This is a genomic window from Curtobacterium sp. ER1/6, assembly GCF_001742745.1.
Lineage (GTDB): Bacteria > Actinomycetota > Actinomycetes > Actinomycetales > Microbacteriaceae > Curtobacterium > Curtobacterium citri.
In genome coordinates this window covers 115,915-132,336 of sequence record NZ_MJAK01000004.1, presented here as the reverse complement: position 1 = coordinate 132,336, position 16,422 = coordinate 115,915, and the positions used below count along the sequence as shown (strand labels likewise).

The window sequence follows — 16,422 nt, the reverse complement described above, 5'->3', positions numbered from 1 at the left end:
CTACCGCCGATCACCGACACGAGGTGTCCCCCGGACGCGGATCGCGGATGCTGCTCAGAAGAGCGTCGGCACCGCCTGCCCCGCAGCGGTCCGGGGCGCACCGGCGCGACGGTCCCAGTCCGGGTCGGCACGCTTGAGCGGTGAGGACGTCGGTCGGGACTGCTCGTCGAGGGACACGGGCACGCGGTACCCGTTCGTGATGGCCGGAGCCGTCCCGGCGTGCGCCGGCTCCGCCGTGGGGACCAGGTGCGCCTGGCGGTCACTGAACCCCATCGAACCCGTCGCCGGGTCGACCCGGCCGAAGCCGAGCCCGTGGTCGCGGAGGATCGGCCGTACCCGCTCGGCGAGCCAGCGCCGGTAGTCGGTCGGCGCGTAGGTGTTGTCGAGGTACATCGACCGGTAGCGCGCGACCAGGTCGGGACGCGTCCGGTCGAGCCAGGAGAACCACCACGGCTTCACACCCGGACGCAGGTGGAGCGCGGAGTACATCACGCTCGACGCGCCGGCGTCGGCCGCGCGCCCGATCGCGTCGTCGAGGTGCGCCCGCGTGTCCGTGATGAACGGCAGGACCGGCATGAGGAACACCGAGCACTCGAGCCCGGCGTCACGGATCGCCCGGACCGTGGCCAACCGCGCGGCCGTCGTCGGCGTCCCGGGCTCGACCTGCTGCTGCAGCTCGTCGTCGTACACCGCGATCGACATCGCCAGGTCGACCGGCACCGAGCGGGCCGCCTCGACCAGGACCGGCAGGTCCCGACGCAGCAGGGTGCCCTTGGTGAGGATGCTGAACGGCGTGCCCGACTCGGCGAGGGCGCGGATGACGCCCGGCATCAACCGGTACCGCCCCTCGGCCCGCTGGTAGGGATCGGTGTTCGTGCCGAGCGCCACCGGGTGCCGGTCCCAGCTCGGGCGGCGGAGCTCCCGGCGCAGGACGTCGGCGACGTTCGTCTTCACCACGATCTGCTGGTCGAAGTCGGCGCCGCCGTCGAACTCGAGGTAGGTGTGCGTCGGACGCGCGAAGCAGTACACGCACGCGTGGCTGCACCCGCGGTACGGGTTGATCGTCCAGCCGTAGGTGCCGCTGCCGTTCGCCGCCGGTACACGGTTCAGCGCGCTCTTCGCGAGGACCTCGTGGAACGTGACACCCGCGAACTCCGGGGCCGTGACGCTCCGGACGAGTCCGCTGTTCGACTCGAGACCCGGCAGCGCGTCCCCGCGCTCCGCTCCGATCGCCTGTCCGCTCCACCGCATCACCCCATTCGAACACACGTTCGAACGGAGGGCAAGCCGCACGGCTGCTCAGTGGTGCAGCCCGAGGACCTTCGCCGTGCGCTCGAGCGTCTCGTCCGCCAACCGTGCGTCCGACCCGAGGTCCGTGCCGTACGTCGGGACCATCGTGCGCACCGTCGGCGCCCACCCGTCCCAGCGGTCCGGGAAGCACCGCTGCAGCATCGCGAGCATGATCGGCACCGCCGTGGACGCACCCGGGCTCGCACCGAGCAGACCCGCGATGGAGCCGTCGGCCGAGGTGATGACCTCGGTCCCGAACTGCAGCACGCCGCCCTTCTCCCGATCCGGCTTGATGACCTGCACCCGCTGCCCGGCCGTGATGCGGTGCCAGTCGTCCGGCTCCGCGGTGGGCATGAAGTCGCGGAGCGCCTCGAACTTGGTCTGCTTCGAGGCCATCAGCTGCCCCACCAGGTAGCGCACGAGGTCGAAGTTCGAGAACGCGACGCTGAGCATCGGCCGCAGGTTGTGCGGCCGGATCGACCGGAAGAGGTCGAGGATCGACCCCTGCTTGAGGAACTTCGGGCTGAACCCGGCGTACGGGCCGAACATCAGCGAGGCAGAGCCGTCCACGATGCGGGTGTCGAGGTGCGGGACCGACATCGGCGGTGCGCCGACACTGGCCTTGCCGTAGACCTTCGCGGCGTGCTTCTGCACGACCTCGGGCTCGTCGGTGCGGAGGAACTCGCCGGACACCGGGAAGCCGCCGTAGCCGCGGATCTCCGGGATGCCCGACTGCTGGAGCAGGTGCAGGGCGCCGCCACCGGCGCCGACGAAGACGAACTTCGCCGCGATGCGCTGGGTCGAGCGGCCGATCTCGTTCCGGACGTCGAGGACCCATCCCTCGGTCACCTTCGACCGTGTGATCTTCCGCACCTGGTGCGACGGCTCGAACTCGACGCCGGCGATCTCGAGCTCGTCGAAGAGCTGCTGCGTGAGGGACCCGAAGTCGACGTCCGACCCGGCCGCCGAGTAGGTCGCCGCGATCGGCTGGTCCTTCTTGCGACCCGGGATGAGCGCGGGCGCCCACTTCCGGATCTGCGCCGGGTCGTCGGAGTACTCGATGCCCGCGAAGAGCGGGTGGTCCTTGAGCGCCTCGTACCGCTTCCGCATGTACTCGACGTTGTCCGCGCCCCACACGAAGGAGATGTGCGGAGTCGGGTTGATGAAGTTCGACGGCTGCGGCAGCGCGCCGGTCTCGACCAGGTGCGCCCAGAACTGCCGTGAGACCTGGAACTGCTCGTTGACCGTGACCGCCTTGGCGATGTCGACGTGGCCGTCGGGCATCTCCGGCGTGTAGTTCAGCTCGCAGAGTGCCGAGTGCCCCGTCCCGGCGTTGTTCCACGGGTTCGAGGACTCCTGCGCGACGGACCCGAGCCGCTCGTAGACGCGGATCTTCCAGGTCGGTTCGAGGCGGTGGATGATGGCGCCGAGCGTGGCGCTCATGATCCCTCCCCCGACCAGGACGACGTCGATCGGGTCCACCTGCTTCACTGCCACCCGTCGATCCTACCGGCGCACCGCTGACAGGTGGGCGCACGACGGACGGGAGGCGCGGTGCCGACCGGCACCGCGCCTCCCGTCCGTCGGGTGGTCGCGATCGCGACCCGGACCCGCCTACGCGGCGACGGTGCGCCGCGCGAGGATGGTCTCCGCGATCTGCACCGCGTTGAGCGCGGCGCCCTTGCGGAGGTTGTCGTTGCTGACGAACAGTGCCAGGCCGTGCCCCTCGGGCGCGGACTGGTCGGCGCGGATGCGACCGACGAAGGACGGGTCCTGGCCGGCGGCCTGCAGCGGCGTCGGCACGTCGGACAGCTCGACCCCGGGGGCCGACGCGAGGATCTCGGTGGCGCGCTCGGGCGACAGCGGCTCCGCGAACTCGGCGTGCACCGAGATCGAGTGCCCCGTGAAGACCGGCACGCGGACGCACGTCCCGGCGACGAGCAGGTCCGGCAGCTCGAGGATCTTGCGGCTCTCGTTGCGGAGCTTCTTCTCCTCGTCGGTCTCGCCCAGACCGTCCTCGACGATCGAGCCGGCGAGCGGGACGACGTCGAACGCGATCGGGCGGACGTACTTGACCGGCTCGGGGAAGGTCACGGCGGACCCGTCGTGCGTCAGCGCAGCGGTGTCCTGCTCGAGCGCCGCACGGGCCTGGCCCAGCAGTTCCTCGACCCCGGCGAGCCCGGAGCCCGAGACCGCCTGGTACGTGGTGGCCACCAGCCGACGGAGTCCGGCCTCGGCGTCGAGCACCTTCAGCACGGGCATGATCGCCATCGTCGTGCAGTTCGGGTTCGCGATGATGCCCTTCGGGGCGTCGTCGATCGCGTGCGGGTTGACCTCACTGACGACCAGCGGCACGTCGGGGTCCATCCGCCACGCGCTCGAGTTGTCGACCACGAGGGCACCGGCCGCCGCGAACCGCGGCGCGAGTGCGCGGGAGGCGGTGGCACCGGCCGAGAACAGTGCGATGTCGATGCCCGACGGGTCGGCGGTCTCGGAGTCCTCGACGACGACCTCCTCGCCGCGGAACGGCAGGGTGGTGCCGGCGGACCGGGCACTCGCGAAGAACCGGACGCGGTCGGCCGGGAACGCGCGCTCCTCGAGGAGACGACGCATGACGGCGCCGACCTGGCCGGTGGCGCCGACGACGGCGACGGTGGTGCTCATGTGGTGCTCCTGCTCGTGGGTCGTGCCGTGCGTGCTCGTGGGCCGCGTCGGTGCGTTCTGGGTGCGCTGCTCAGCGGCCGGTGCCGGCGTAGACGACGGCCTCCTGGTCGGCGTCGAGGCCGAACGCCTGGTGCACGACCCGCATGGCCTCGTTCAGGGTGTCGGCACGGGTGACGACCGAGATGCGGATCTCCGACGTGGAGATCATCTCGATGTTGATCGAGGCCTCGTGCAGGGCGCGGAAGAGCGCCGCGGAGACCCCCGCGTTCGTGCGCATGCCCGCGCCGACCAGGGCGAGCTTGCCGATCTGGTCGTCGTACTGGATGCCCTCGTACCCGATGTCGGCCTTCGCGACCTCGAGCGCCGTCAGGACGCCCTGGCCCTGGTCCTTCGGCAGCGTGAAGGAGATGTCCGTGCGGCCGGTGACGGCCTCGGACACGTTCTGCACGATCATGTCGATGTTCGCACCGGCGCGGGCCACGATCGTGAAGATCTCGGCGGCCTTGCCGGGGGTGTCGGGCACGCCGACGACGGTGATCTTGCCCTCGGAGAGGTCTCCGGCGATCCCGGTGATGATCGGTTCTTCCACGGTTTCCCCCTCGGCAGGGTTGTAGACGATGGTGCCCTCGGCGTTGCTGAACGAGGAGCGGACGTGCAGGGTGACGCCGTGCCGTCGGGCGTACTCGACGGCGCGGATGTAGAGGACCTTGGCGCCGGACGCGGCGAGCTCGAGCATCTCCTCGCTCGTGATCCGGTCGACCTTCTGCGCCTTCGGCACGACGCGGGGGTCCGCGGTGAAGATGCCGTCGACGTCGGTGTAGATCTCGCACACGTCGGCGTCGAGCGCGGCGGCGAGGGCGACGGCGGTCGTGTCCGACCCGCCGCGTCCGAGCGTCGTGATCTCGCCCGTGGTGCGGTTGAAGCCCTGGAACCCGGCGACGATCGCGACGTGTCCGGCGTCGAGCGCCTCGCGCACGCGCTTCGGGGTGACGTCGACGATGCGGGCCTTGCCGTGCTGGGCGTCGGTGAGCATGCCGGCCTGGCTGCCCGTGTACGAGGACGCCTCGACCCCCAGGCTCTTGATCGCCATCGCGAGCAGCGCCATCGAGATGCGCTCCCCCGCCGTGAGCAGCATGTCGAGCTCACGACCGGCCGGGATCGGGGTCACGGAGTGCGCGAGGTCGACGAGCTCGTCGGTGGTGTCGCCCATCGCCGAGACCGCCACGACCACGTCGTTGCCGGCCTTCTTCGTCTGGACGATCCGCTTCGCCACGCGCTTGATGCTCTCGGCGTCCGCGACGGACGATCCACCGAACTTCTGCACGATCAGGGCCACTGGCTGGTACTCCCGGGGACGACGGTTCCGCGACGGTCACGCGGTCTGACAATGCTAGAGGGTGTTCCGCGGATGTTGCGTGCGAGCGGGCGCCGACGCAACGATCCTGCGTGAACCGCGATCAGTTCCCGACCACGCGACGGCCCTCGAAGGCGCGTCCGAGGGTCACCTCGTCGGCGTACTCCAGGTCGCCGCCGACCGGCAGGCCGGAGGCGAGGCGGGTGGTGCGGATGCCCATCGGGACGAGCAGACGGCTGAGGTAGGTAGCCGTCGCCTCGCCCTCGAGGTTCGGGTCGGTCGCGATGATCACCTCGTCCACGGTGCCGTCCGCCAGCCGCGTCATGAGCTGCTGGATGCGCAGGTCGTCCGGCCCGACGCCGTCGATCGGGCTGATCGCGCCGCCGAGCACGTGGTAGAGCCCGCGGAACTCGCGGGTGCGCTCGATCGCGGCGACGTCCTTCGCCTCCTCGACGACGCAGATGACGGCCGGCGAGCGCCGGGGGTCGCGGCAGATGCTGCACTGCACGTTCTCGGTGACGTTGCCGCAGATCTCGCAGAAGCGGACCTTCTCCTTGACCTCGGCCAGGAGCTCGGACAGCCGTGCGGGGTCGAACGACTCGGTCTGCAGGATGTGGAACGCGATGCGCTGCGCCGACTTCGGCCCGATGCCGGGGAGGCGGCCGAACTCGTCGATGAGGTCCTGGACGATGCCGTCGTACATCAGGCGCCTTCCTCGTGCAGGGCGGTCTCCTCGATGAACTGCGCACCGAGGATCTCACGGACGACGGCCTCGCCGTAGCGGCCCGCGACCGGCGCGCGCCGGACCTGTGGCGGTGCCGTCCGCTGCTGGGCCGGGGCGGTCCGCTGCGGCGCGGTGGCCGCCTGGGGGCGGTCGAGCGTCGGGCTGCCCTGGCCCGGGGCGCGGGTCGCCGGCGCGGGGGTCGACGGTGCTGCGGATCCGGCACCCGGGTCGGGGAACGGGGCGCCGTCGTCGTACGGCTCGTCGTCCAGCGGGTAGTCGTCGACCGGGACCTCGGTGCTCGTTCCTGCTGCAGGGCCCGGTGCGGCTGCCTGGCCGGACGCCGCAGGAGCCGACGTCGCCGGAGCCGACGTCGCCGGAGCTGCCGCGCCGGTGTCCGGTGCCGTGCCCGCCGCTGCGCCGGTCGTCCCGGTCGCGGGCTGGTCGCTCGCTGCTCCGGTCCGCGGGCGCGCTGCTGCCCCGCCGAGTGCCGAGGCCGGTCGCAGCTGTGCCGCGAGGGCCGCGTCGGCCGCGGGGTCCGACACCGGTGTGACCGGTGCGACGGGCTCCCCTGTGTCGGTGGTGCCGAACGGTGCGGACCAGCCCGGCTCGAGGTGCTCCGGGACCGCGCCCGCGGTCGGGTCGGTCGCGGGGATGGTCGCGACCGCCCAGTCGGTGACGGGCCCCGTCGACGCGGGTGCCGTCGTCGGGACGGTGCGCTGCGGCTCGGACTGCGCCGGTCGCTGCTGCTGGGGTGCCTGCTGCGGCGGGGCCTGCTGCGGCGCCGCCTGCTGCGTCGGGGCCTGCTGCGGCGCCGACTGCTGTGTCGGAGCCTGCGGCGGCGCCGTCTGCTGCGGTGCCGGACGGTCCGCGGTTGCCGGCGGCGCGTCCTGTCGGGGAGCCGGTCGCTGCTGCGGCGCCTCCTGCCGGGGCGTGGCCTGCTGCGGGGCCGCCGACTGCGGTGCCGACTGCGGTGCCGCCTGCGGTCGGCCAGCCTGCTGCTGCTGCCCGGGGCCGCGCGCCACGAACTTCACGCGCAGGCCGAGCACCTCGATGATCGCCGAGCGCAGGAGCTCGCTCACGCTCGTCGACGGGTCGGACATCTCCTTGAAGGACGCCACGTCCTGCTGGCTCGGGAAGGTCAGCGTGAGCACGTCCTCACGGAGCGCGGTGACCTGCGCGGTGACCACGACGGACCAGGCCGACCGCCGGGAGCGCTGGACGTGCTCGACGACCTCGGGCCAGGCGTCCTTGAGCTGCTGGAAGCCCACCGGGGTGACCGGACGCACGACGGGTTCGTCCCCGACGGCGGTCCCCTGCCCGGTGGACGAGGCGTTCGCCGTCCCGGAGGGCTCGTGCCGCTCGGGTGCCGACGCCTCCGGTTCCTTCGCGGGCTGCCGGGAGGCGGCCGGTGCTGCGGGCGCGCTCGGTGCCCCCGCACCCGGTGCGACCGCTGCCCACGAGGCGGCGGCGTCGCGCACGGCCGTCCCCGGATCGTCCGACCCGGACGGTGCCGGCGCCGTGGCAGCCGGAGCGGTGGCCTGCTGCTGTGCGGGAGCGGTCGGCGCAGCGGAGGTGCCCTGCGCGGCGGGCGCGGTCCGCGGCGCGGCCGACGGCCCGGGCTCCGGGGCACCCGGACGTGCGGACGGCACGGCGGCGCGCGCGGCAGCAGCACCGGCACCGGCGTCCGTCGACGTCCCCTCGTGCCCGCCGACCTCGCCGACACCCACCCGGCGCTCGAGCCGCTCGACCCGCGCGAGTGCGCCGCGCTGCGTGTCGTCGGCCTCGGGCACCAGCATCCGCGCCGTCATCAGCTCGAGGTGGAGTCGCGGCGAGGTGGCACCGGTCATGTCCGTCAGGGCCTTGTTGGCGATGTCGGCGGACCGCGAGAGGGCGGTCGCGCCGAACACGCCCGCCTGCCGCGTCATGGTGTCGAGCTCCTCGGGCGAGATGCCGCGCAGCACGGCGGCGGCGCTCTCGTTCGTCGCCGCGACGACGATCAGGTCACGCAGGCGCTCCAGCAGGTCCTCGACGAAGCGTCGCGGGTCCTGGCCGGTCTGCACGACGCGGTCGATCGCGGCGAAGGCGGACGCCGGGTCGGCGACGGCGAGCGCGTCGACCACGTCGTCGAGGAGTGCGGCATCGGTGTAGCCGAGCAGCGCGACCGCGCGCTCGTACGCGATCGCGCCGTCCTCGCTGCCGGCCATGAGCTGGTCGAGCAGCGACAGGGTGTCGCGGACCGACCCGCCGCCGGCCCGCACGACGAGCGGCAGGACGCCGGGCGCGACCGAGACGGACTCCTGCGCGCAGAGCTGCTCGATGTACTCGAGCATCGTCGCCGGCGGGACGAGACGGAACGGGTAGTGGTGGGTGCGGGACCGGATGGTCCCGATCACCTTCTCCGGCTCGGTGGTCGCGAAGATGAACTTGACGTGCTCCGGCGGTTCCTCGACGAGCTTGAGCAGCGCGTTGAAGCCCTGCGGCGTCACCATGTGCGCCTCGTCGAGGATGAAGATCTTGTAGCGGTCGCGAGCCGGTGCGAAGACGGCGCGGTCGCGCAGGTCACGGGCGTCGTCGACACCGTTGTGGCTCGCGGCGTCGATCTCGATCACGTCGAGCGACCCACCGCCGCCACGCGCGAGTTCCACGCAGCTCGGGCACACACCACACGGCGTGTCCGTGGGGCCCTCGGCACAGTTCAGGCACCGCGCGAGGATGCGCGCGGACGTCGTCTTGCCGCACCCGCGCGGTCCGCTGAACAGGTAGGCGTGGTTCACGCGGTTCGTCCGGAGCGCGGTCCGCAGCGGGTCGGTGACCTGCGACTGCCCGATCAGCTCGGCGAAGTTCTCGGGCCGGTAACGGCGATACAGGGCGGTGACCACGCGACAAGGGTAGCCGGGACAGCCGACAGCGCGACGCCTGCGCGACGACCTGTGGAGGCCGTGCACGACGTGGTCTCGCAGCGGCACGGCGATGAAGTCCCGGGAACGCAAAGACTCCTCACGCACCCGCCAGAGCCCGGTTACCCTTGCTGCGTTTCCGCCCTGGGGGAGTTGGCCTGGATGGCGTCACGTGAGGAGCCTCCGGAAGCATACCGGACGCGACGGGCAGTATCGGACACATGAAGATCGCCATCGCCGGAGGACACGGCCAGATCGCCCTGCTCCTCGCCCGACTCGTCACCGACGCCGGACACGACGCCGTCTCGATCGTCCGGAACCCCGCGCACGTGACCGACGTCGAGCAGCAGGGCTCCACCGCGATGGTCGTCGACCTCGAGCAGGTGGACGACGACGAGCTCGCGCTGCGCCTCCGCGGTGTCGACGCCGTGGTCTTCGCCGCCGGCGCCGGCCCGAACAGCGGCGCGGAGCGCAAGGAGACCGTCGACCGGGATGCCGCGATCACCCTCGCCGACGCGGCCGAGCGGATCGGCATCCAGCGCTACGTGATGATCTCGGCGATGGGTGCCGACGCCTACGACCGCGAGCGGGCCGTCGTCCCGGCGCAGACCGAGGCGGACGTGTTCCAGGTGTACCTGCGCGCGAAGTCCGAAGCCGACGCGAACATCCGCATGCGCAACCTGCGGTGGACGATCATCCGCCCGGGCGGGCTGCTCGACACCCCGCCGCAGGGCACGGTCGCCGTCGGCCGGACGGTGCCGCGGGGATCGATCCCCCGCGCGGACGTCGCAGCACTCGTGCTGCACGCACTGCTCGACGACGCCGCGGTCGGCGTGCAGTTCGAGGTCACGAGCGGGGACACACCGATCCCGGCCGCCCTGCAGGCCGTGAGCTGACCCGGGCGGCCCCTCGGCGGTTCGCGCCGTCCGAGCGCCGAGGCGGCGCCCTACAGCGCGACCGCCGCCGACTGCCGTGCGATCTCGAGCTCCTCGTTCGTCGGGATGACGAGCACCGCGACCCGCGAGCGGTCCGTGGAGATGCGCCGCGCCTCCTTCGAGTGCAGCTCGTTCCGGTCGGCGTCGACCTCGATCCCGAGGTGCTCGAGGCCGGCGAGCACGCGCCGACGCAGCAGGGCGTTGTTCTCCCCCACGCCCGCGGTGAAGACGACCGCGTCGAGCCCGCCGAGCTGTGCCGTGTAGGCGCCGACGTAGCGACGGATCCGGTGCCGGTACACGGCGAGCGCCGCCTCCGCGTCCTCGTCGCCGGCGAGCGCCGCATCCTGCACGTCCCGCATGTCGCCGTTGCCCGTGAGCCCGAGCAGCCCGGACTCCTTGTTGAGCATGGTGTCCAGCTCGTCGAAGCCGAGCCCGGCCTCGCGGTGCAGGTGGATCAGCACGGCGGGGTCGAGGTCGCCGGAACGGGTGCCCATCACGAGCCCCTCGAGCGGCGTGAGGCCCATGGACGTCTCGATGGACCGTCCACCGTCGACGGCCGCCGCCGAGGCACCGTTGCCGAGGTGCAGCACGATGGTCTTCAGCTCCGCCAGCGGCCGGTCGAGGAACACCGCGGCCTGCTCGGAGACGTACTTGTGGCTCGTGCCGTGCATGCCGTAGCGACGGATGCGGTACCGCTCGGCCAGGTCGGCAGGGATCGCGTACGTGTACGCGTGCGGCGGCATGGTCTGGTGGAACGCGGTGTCGAACACGGCGACGTGCGGCACGTCCGAGAAGACGCGCTGCGCGGCCCGGATCCCCTCGAGGTTCGCGGGGTTGTGCAGCGGCGCCAGGCTGCTCAGCTCGTCGATCTGCCGCTCGACGTCCTCCGTCACGACGGTCGCGCGGTCGAAGGTGGTCCCGCCGTGCACCACGCGGTGCCCGACCACGGCCGGCGGGTGCTCGTCGAACGACGGTCCGACCTTCGCGAAGGCGTCGATCATCGCCTGGAACCCGGCGGCGTGGTCGGGCACGTCGGCCGCGTCGTTCGACGAGGTCTCCCCCGTCACCGCGTTCGTGTGCTTCCAGGCGCCCGACGACTCCCCGATGCGCTCGACCAGGCCCGAGGCGAGCGTGCGCTCGCCCTCGAGCTCGATGAGCTGGTACTTGAACGAACTCGAACCGGAGTTCACGACGAGGGCTGCGGTCACGTGGGTGGTCACTTTCTGGATCGGACGGGAGGCACGGTGCGGGTCCCCGGGGTCAGGCTGCGTCGGTCGCGGTGCCGGCCTGGATGGCCGTGATGGCGACGGTGTTGACGATGTCGCTGACGAGCGCACCGCGGGAGAGGTCGTTGATGGGCTTGCGCAGGCCCTGCAGCACGGGACCGATGGCGACGGCACCGGCCGAGCGCTGCACGGCCTTGTACGTGTTGTTGCCGGTGTTGAGGTCCGGGAACACGAACACCGTCGCGCGGCCGGCGACCGGCGAGTCCGGCATCTTGGTGCGGGCGACGGTCGGGTCGGCGGCGGCGTCGTACTGGATCGGTCCCTCGACGAGCAGGTCCGGACGGCGCTCGCGCACGAAGGCGGTGCCGGCGCGCACCTTGTCGACGTCCGCCCCGGTGCCGCTGTCGCCCGTCGAGTAGCTGAGCATCGCCACGCGGGGGTCGATGCCGAACTGCGAGGCGGTCTCGGCCGACGAGATCGCGATGTCCGCGAGCTGCTCGCTCGTCGGGTCCGGGATCACCGCGCAGTCGCCGTAGACGAGCACGCGGTCCGCGAGGGCCATGAGGAAGACGCTCGACACGATGGACGTGTCCGGACGGGTCTTGATGATCTCGAAGGACGGGCGGATCGTGTGCGCCGTGGTGTGCTTCGCACCCGAGACCATGCCGTCGGCGAGCCCGAGCTGCACCATGAGCGTGCCGAAGTAGGACACGTCGGTGACGGTGTCGCGTGCGAGTTCGATCGACATGCCCTTGTGCGCCCGCAGCCGCGTGTACTCGGCCGCGAACCGCTCCCGCAGCTCGGGGTCGAAGGGGCTGACGATCCGGGCGCCCTCGAGGTCGAGGCCGAGTTCCGTCGCCCGGGCACGCACCGCCGCCGGCTCGCCGAGGACCGTGAGCGCGCAGACCTGCCGTGCGAGCAGCGTGGACGCGGCACGGAGGATGCGGTCGTCGTCGCCCTCCGGCAGCACGATGTGCTTGCCGTACCCGCGGGCCCGGTCGAGCAGCCCGTGCTCGAACATGAGCGGTGTGACGACCCCGGACGGCGTCAGCTGCAGGCGGTCCCGCAGGGCGTCCGCGTCGACGTGCTGCTCGAAGAGCGCCAGCGCGAGGTCGGCCTTCCGCGGCGAGTCGGCCGCGAGCCGCCCGCGGGTGTGCGTGATGCGCAGCGCGGTGTCGTAGGTCCCGAGGTCGTTCCGCGCGATCGGCAGCGAGCTCGACAGGCCCTCGAGCAGGCGCGTGATCTGCGGCGACGTCTCGAACCCGCCGTTGAGGATCACGCCCGCCAGGCTCGGGAACGTCTCGGACTGGTTCGCGAGGACGGTCGCCAGGAGCACGTCGCTGCGGTCCCCGGGGACGACGACGATGCCGCCCTCGATCAACCGCGGGAGGACGTTCTCCATGCTCATGCCGGCGACGACCGTGCCCAGTGCCTCGCGGTCGAGCAGGGCCTCGTCCCCGCGCACGAGCGTGGCGCCGGTCGCTTCGAGGAGCGCCCGGACCGTCGGTGCCACGAGCACGCGGTCCTCGGGGATGGCCCACACCGGTGTGTCCGGGTGGTCGTCGCGCACGGCGGCCTCGACGCTCTGCACGATGGCCGCGAGGGCGTCCGGGTCGGCCCGGTTCACCACGACGCCGAGCAGCTGCGCGTGCGCCGCCCGGAGCTCGCTCGTCGTGACGTCGGCGACCTGCGCCATGGCGTCGGGCGTACGGACCCCGCGTTCCGCCGCGTCGCGACCCCCGAGCACGAGCAGGACGGGTGCACCGAGGTTCGCGGCGACCTTCGCGTTGAACGACAGCTCCGTGGGGCTGCCGACGTCCGTGTAGTCCGACCCGAGCACGACGACCGCGTCGCACTGCCGCTCGACCTCGGCGAACCGGGACAGGATCGTGCCGAGGGCGGCGTCCGGGTCCGCGTGCACGTCGTCGTAGGTGACGCCCACGGCCTCGTCGTAGGACAGCCCGACCGCGCTGTGCTGCAGCAGGAGCTCGAGCACGTAGTCCGGCTCGACGACCGACCGGGCGACCGGGCGGAACACCCCGACCCGTCCCACCGAGCGCGCGAGGGTCTCGAGGACACCGAGGGCGACGGTGCTCTTGCCCGTGTGTCCTTCTGCTGACGTGATGTAGATGCGGGTCGACACCCCTCCAGGCTAGTCGCGCGGGTGTCGGGCGCTCTGGGAGCCCGACGATCCGTGGAGGGTGTGGTCATCCGCACGCTCCGGAACCTGTACCATGGGGTGTCGTCGCGAGACGGCACTGGAGAATTCGCCTAGTGGCCTATGGCGCACGCTTGGAAAGCGTGTTGGGTGCAAGCCCTCGGGGGTTCGAATCCCCCATTCTCCGCAGAACAACTGGCACGACAGCAAGCACCGACAGGCGCGTCCGGATCCCGGGCGCGCCTGTCCTGCTTCCCGGTCCCCCACCTGCCCGACCACGACGCCCCCCGTCGCACCGGTCCTGGCCGGGAAACGCTCATCGGGGGTGGAACGCGCTGTCCTCCACCCCCGTTCGCCCCTATCCTGAGCAGACGGTCGCCCCCGGGACGGGGCGGTCGCGGTGCAGCGGACGGCAGGGGCGTCGTCCGCGGCAGGCCTCCTCGCCTGCCCGTGCGCCCGAGGGGTGAGGAGACCCACGTGGGGGAAGCGACGATGCCGACCGCAGGACGACTGCGGACGCCCGTCTTCGACGTCCTGCTCCGTCCGCGGCGGTCGCTCGTCCGCTCGACGGTGCTGAGCGTCGTGTGCTCCGCCGTCCCGCTGGCGGTGGCCCTGGCGTGGGTGTCGCTGCCGGTGCGGTGGTGGACCCTCGTCGTCCCGGTCGTCCTGGTGCTCGCCGCGCTCGTCTGCGCACTGTTCGTCCGGCTCGGGCAGGCGTACCTCGGCATCGACGCGCAGTCGGTCGTCCTCCGCGCGGTCCTCACGCCGAACCGGCACGTCGCCCGCGACCGGCTCCACCGGCTCGTGGTCGCGACGACCTACGGCGCCTCCGCCGACCGCACCACGCGGGAGCTCCTGGCGTTCGACGCCGATGGCGGCCACCTGTTCCGGATGCGCGGCGACGTCTGGGGCGAGTCCGCCCTCGACCGGGTGCTCGAGGCCCTCGACCTCCCCGTCGAGCACGACCGTCGTCCCGTCCACACGCGCGAGCTCGCGCGCCGCTGGCCGGCGAGCCGCACCTGGTACGAGCGTCGTGCCGGTGTGCTCGTGGTGGCCCTGCTCACCGTCGGGATCGGTGTCGCCCTCCTGGCCGTCGAGACCGTGGAGCTCCTGGCCCGCTGACACGGGTCGTCAGCGACGCCGACGCAGCGTCGAGAAGATCCCGCGCACGACCTCCTTCGCGATCGCGCCGCCGATCCCCGGACCGAGCAGGTCGGCCAACGGGTCGTCGGTCCCCCGCCTGGTGCGCGTCCGCGTGGACGAGCGCGACCGCCGCGCGGTCGCGGCCCGTTCGGCCCGCTCGAACTCCCGCTGCGTCCGCTCGACCTCGGCCTGTGCCGCCGCGCGCTCCCGCTCGTCGCGCCGCGCCTGCGCGGCCGCCTCCTTCGCCGCGGCGGCGGCGGCACGTGCCGCCTCCTGCTCCGCCTCGGCCTGCGCCTGGGCCGCAGCGGCCTCCGCTGCGGCTGCCTCCATCCGGGCCGCGAGGATCTCGCGGGCCGACTCGGGGTCGACCGCGGTGCCGTAGGTGGCGAGCAGCGGGGAGGAGGCGACCCGTGCCTCCAGGACGGACGACGGCAGGGGGTCCATCGATCCCTGCGGGGCGCGCAGTCGCGTCCACGCGACCGGAGTCGGCGCACCGCGCTCGTCCATCACCGTCACGATCGCCTCGCCCGTGGCGAGCGACGTCAGCACCTCCGCCAGGTCGTAGTCGCTCGTCGGGTAGGTCGACACCGTCGCCCGCAGTGCCTTCGCGTCGTCCGGCGTGTGCGCCCGGACCTGGTGCTGCACGCGCGACCCGAGCTGCGCGAGCACGTCGTCCGGCAGGTCCTTCGGCGTCTGCGTCACGAAGACGATGCCGACGCCCTTCGACCGGATGAGCCGCACCGTCCGCACGACCTGCTCGGTGAAGTCGTGCGACGCGCCACTGAAGAGCAGGTGCGCCTCGTCGAAGAAGAACACGAGCTTCGGCTTCTCGGTGTCGCCGACCTCCGGGAGCTCGTTGAACAGGTCCGCGAGCAGCCACATGAGGAAGGTCGAGAAGACCTCGGGCTGGTCCTGCACGCCGGGGACCTCGAGCAGGTTCACGATCCCGCGTCCGTCGGCGGCGGTGCGGAGGAACACCTGCGTGTCGACCTCGGGGGCGCCGAAGAACCGGTCGGCCCCCTTGTCCGCGAAGGTCACGAGTTCGCGGAGGATCACGCCGGCGGTCTGCTTCGACAGGCCGCCGAGCTCGGCCAGCTCGGCCTTGCCCGCGTCGCTGACGAGGAAGGTCAGCACGGCACGGAGGTCGGCCAGGTCGACCAGGGGCAGGCCGGCGCGCTCGGCGTGGTGGAACACGAGACCGAGCGACGACTCCTGCGTCTCGTTGAGCCCGAGGACCTTCGAGAGCAGCAGCGGACCGAACCCCGAGACCGTGGCACGGATCGGCACGCCGACGCCCTGTCCGCCGAGGGACCAGAACTCCGCCTGGCTCGCCAGGCCCTCCCACCGCTGGCCGATGGCCTCGGTGCGGGCCAGGAGTCGGTCGTCCGGCTGTCCGGCCGCGGCGAGGCCGGACAGGTCCCCCTTCACGTCGGCGGCGAAGACCGGGACGCCGTTCGCGGCGATCTGCTCGGCGAGCACCTGCAGTGTGCGGGTCTTGCCGGTCCCGGTGGCGCCCGCCACGAGGCCGTGGCGGTTGAGCATCGCGAGCGGGATCCGCACCGGCACGTCAGGCAGGGGCGCGCCGTTGACGAGCGCGCCGAGCTCGAGGGCGGTCCCCTCCAGGGCGTAGCCGGCACGGACGGCGGCGACCGCCTCGGGGCCGAGGGGACCGGACGGCACGGACGCGGTCGGCGGGGTGTCGGCCGGGGCGGTGTCCGGTGCGGCGATGCGGCCGGGAGGCTCGGTGCCCGTCCCCGACGTCGGCTCCGGCTCGCGGGTGGCCGGGTCGGCGCTCGGCGCGGCCGGCTCCGCGGCGTCGGCCGCCTGCTGCAGCGCGGCGGCGAGTTCCTCGGCACGTCGCGCGGCCTCGTCGGCGAGCCGGCGCGCCTCCTCCGCCGCGGCCTGCGCCGCCGCTGCCGCCGCCCGTGCCTGCTCCACCGCGTCGCTCATGCCCGCAGCCTACGGACGCAGCGACGACCCGGACCGGTGTCGGCGGTCGGACCGCCGGGTGCGTCGGTGAGTCAGCGCGTC

Annotated in this window: 11 protein-coding genes, 1 tRNA gene and 1 other RNA gene; 3 read left to right on the top strand and 10 right to left on the bottom strand. The window is 72.6% G+C overall.

Going from position 1 to position 16,422, the window contains the following annotated elements; translation table 11 throughout:
* Positions 1-54: 54 nt before the first annotated feature.
* The 7 genes from Cus16_RS08290 to ffs form a co-directional block, all read right to left on the bottom strand.
* Positions 55-1,251, bottom strand: a complete 1,197-nt coding sequence (locus Cus16_RS08290) for an Rv2578c family radical SAM protein (RefSeq protein ID WP_069712165.1) — start codon at positions 1,249-1,251, stop codon at positions 55-57.
* A 48-nt stretch (positions 1,252-1,299) separates the two neighbouring features.
* Positions 1,300-2,787: a malate:quinone oxidoreductase gene (locus Cus16_RS08285; RefSeq protein WP_083263819.1), complete on the bottom strand. Its 1,488-nt coding sequence runs from the start codon at positions 2,785-2,787 to the stop codon at positions 1,300-1,302.
* A gap of 117 nt (positions 2,788-2,904) precedes the next feature.
* Positions 2,905-3,954 (bottom strand): aspartate-semialdehyde dehydrogenase, encoded by a 1,050-nt coding sequence (locus Cus16_RS08280; RefSeq protein ID WP_069712164.1) that lies wholly within the window; start codon positions 3,952-3,954, stop codon positions 2,905-2,907.
* Between the two features lie 70 nt (positions 3,955-4,024).
* Positions 4,025-5,290: an aspartate kinase gene (locus Cus16_RS08275; RefSeq protein WP_069712163.1), complete on the bottom strand. Its 1,266-nt coding sequence runs from the start codon at positions 5,288-5,290 to the stop codon at positions 4,025-4,027.
* A gap of 121 nt (positions 5,291-5,411) precedes the next feature.
* Positions 5,412-6,011 (bottom strand): recombination mediator RecR, encoded by a 600-nt coding sequence (recR, locus tag Cus16_RS08270; protein ID WP_069712162.1) that lies wholly within the window; start codon positions 6,009-6,011, stop codon positions 5,412-5,414.
* Positions 6,011-8,911, bottom strand: a complete 2,901-nt coding sequence (locus tag Cus16_RS08265; protein WP_069712161.1) for a DNA polymerase III subunit gamma and tau — start codon at positions 8,909-8,911, stop codon at positions 6,011-6,013. The genes recR and Cus16_RS08265 overlap by 1 nt, the downstream gene beginning before the upstream one ends.
* Positions 8,912-9,017: 106 nt before the next feature.
* Positions 9,018-9,114, bottom strand: an RNA gene (gene ffs, locus Cus16_RS08260) — signal recognition particle sRNA small type.
* Between the two features lie 36 nt (positions 9,115-9,150).
* Between ffs and Cus16_RS08255 the strand changes: the two genes are divergently transcribed.
* Positions 9,151-9,825, top strand: coding sequence for an SDR family oxidoreductase (locus tag Cus16_RS08255; protein WP_069712160.1), 675 nt, complete (start codon positions 9,151-9,153; stop codon positions 9,823-9,825).
* A 50-nt stretch (positions 9,826-9,875) separates the two neighbouring features.
* Here the strand turns inward: Cus16_RS08255 and Cus16_RS08250 are convergent, their stop codons facing one another.
* Complete coding sequence (locus tag Cus16_RS08250; protein ID WP_069712336.1) at positions 9,876-11,072, bottom strand: acetate/propionate family kinase; 1,197 nt, start codon at positions 11,070-11,072, stop codon at positions 9,876-9,878.
* Between the two features lie 52 nt (positions 11,073-11,124).
* Positions 11,125-13,233 carry a phosphate acetyltransferase gene (gene pta / locus Cus16_RS08245; protein WP_069712159.1) on the bottom strand — a complete coding sequence of 703 codons (2,109 nt, stop codon included), beginning with the start codon at positions 13,231-13,233 and terminating at the stop codon, positions 11,125-11,127.
* Between the two features lie 117 nt (positions 13,234-13,350).
* Between pta and Cus16_RS08240 the strand changes: the two genes are divergently transcribed.
* Positions 13,351-13,435: transfer RNA gene (locus tag Cus16_RS08240), tRNA-Ser, on the top strand.
* 290 nt (positions 13,436-13,725) lie between these two features.
* The gene (locus tag Cus16_RS08235) at positions 13,726-14,370 is read left to right on the top strand and encodes a hypothetical protein (protein WP_141718883.1); all 645 of its coding nucleotides are present in this window, start codon (positions 13,726-13,728) and stop codon (positions 14,368-14,370) included.
* Between the two features lie 9 nt (positions 14,371-14,379).
* On the opposite strand, the gene Cus16_RS08230 is transcribed toward Cus16_RS08235, so the two are convergent.
* The gene (locus Cus16_RS08230) at positions 14,380-16,341 is read right to left on the bottom strand and encodes a helicase HerA-like domain-containing protein (protein WP_069712157.1); all 1,962 of its coding nucleotides are present in this window, start codon (positions 16,339-16,341) and stop codon (positions 14,380-14,382) included.
* Positions 16,342-16,422: the final 81 nt, after the last annotated feature.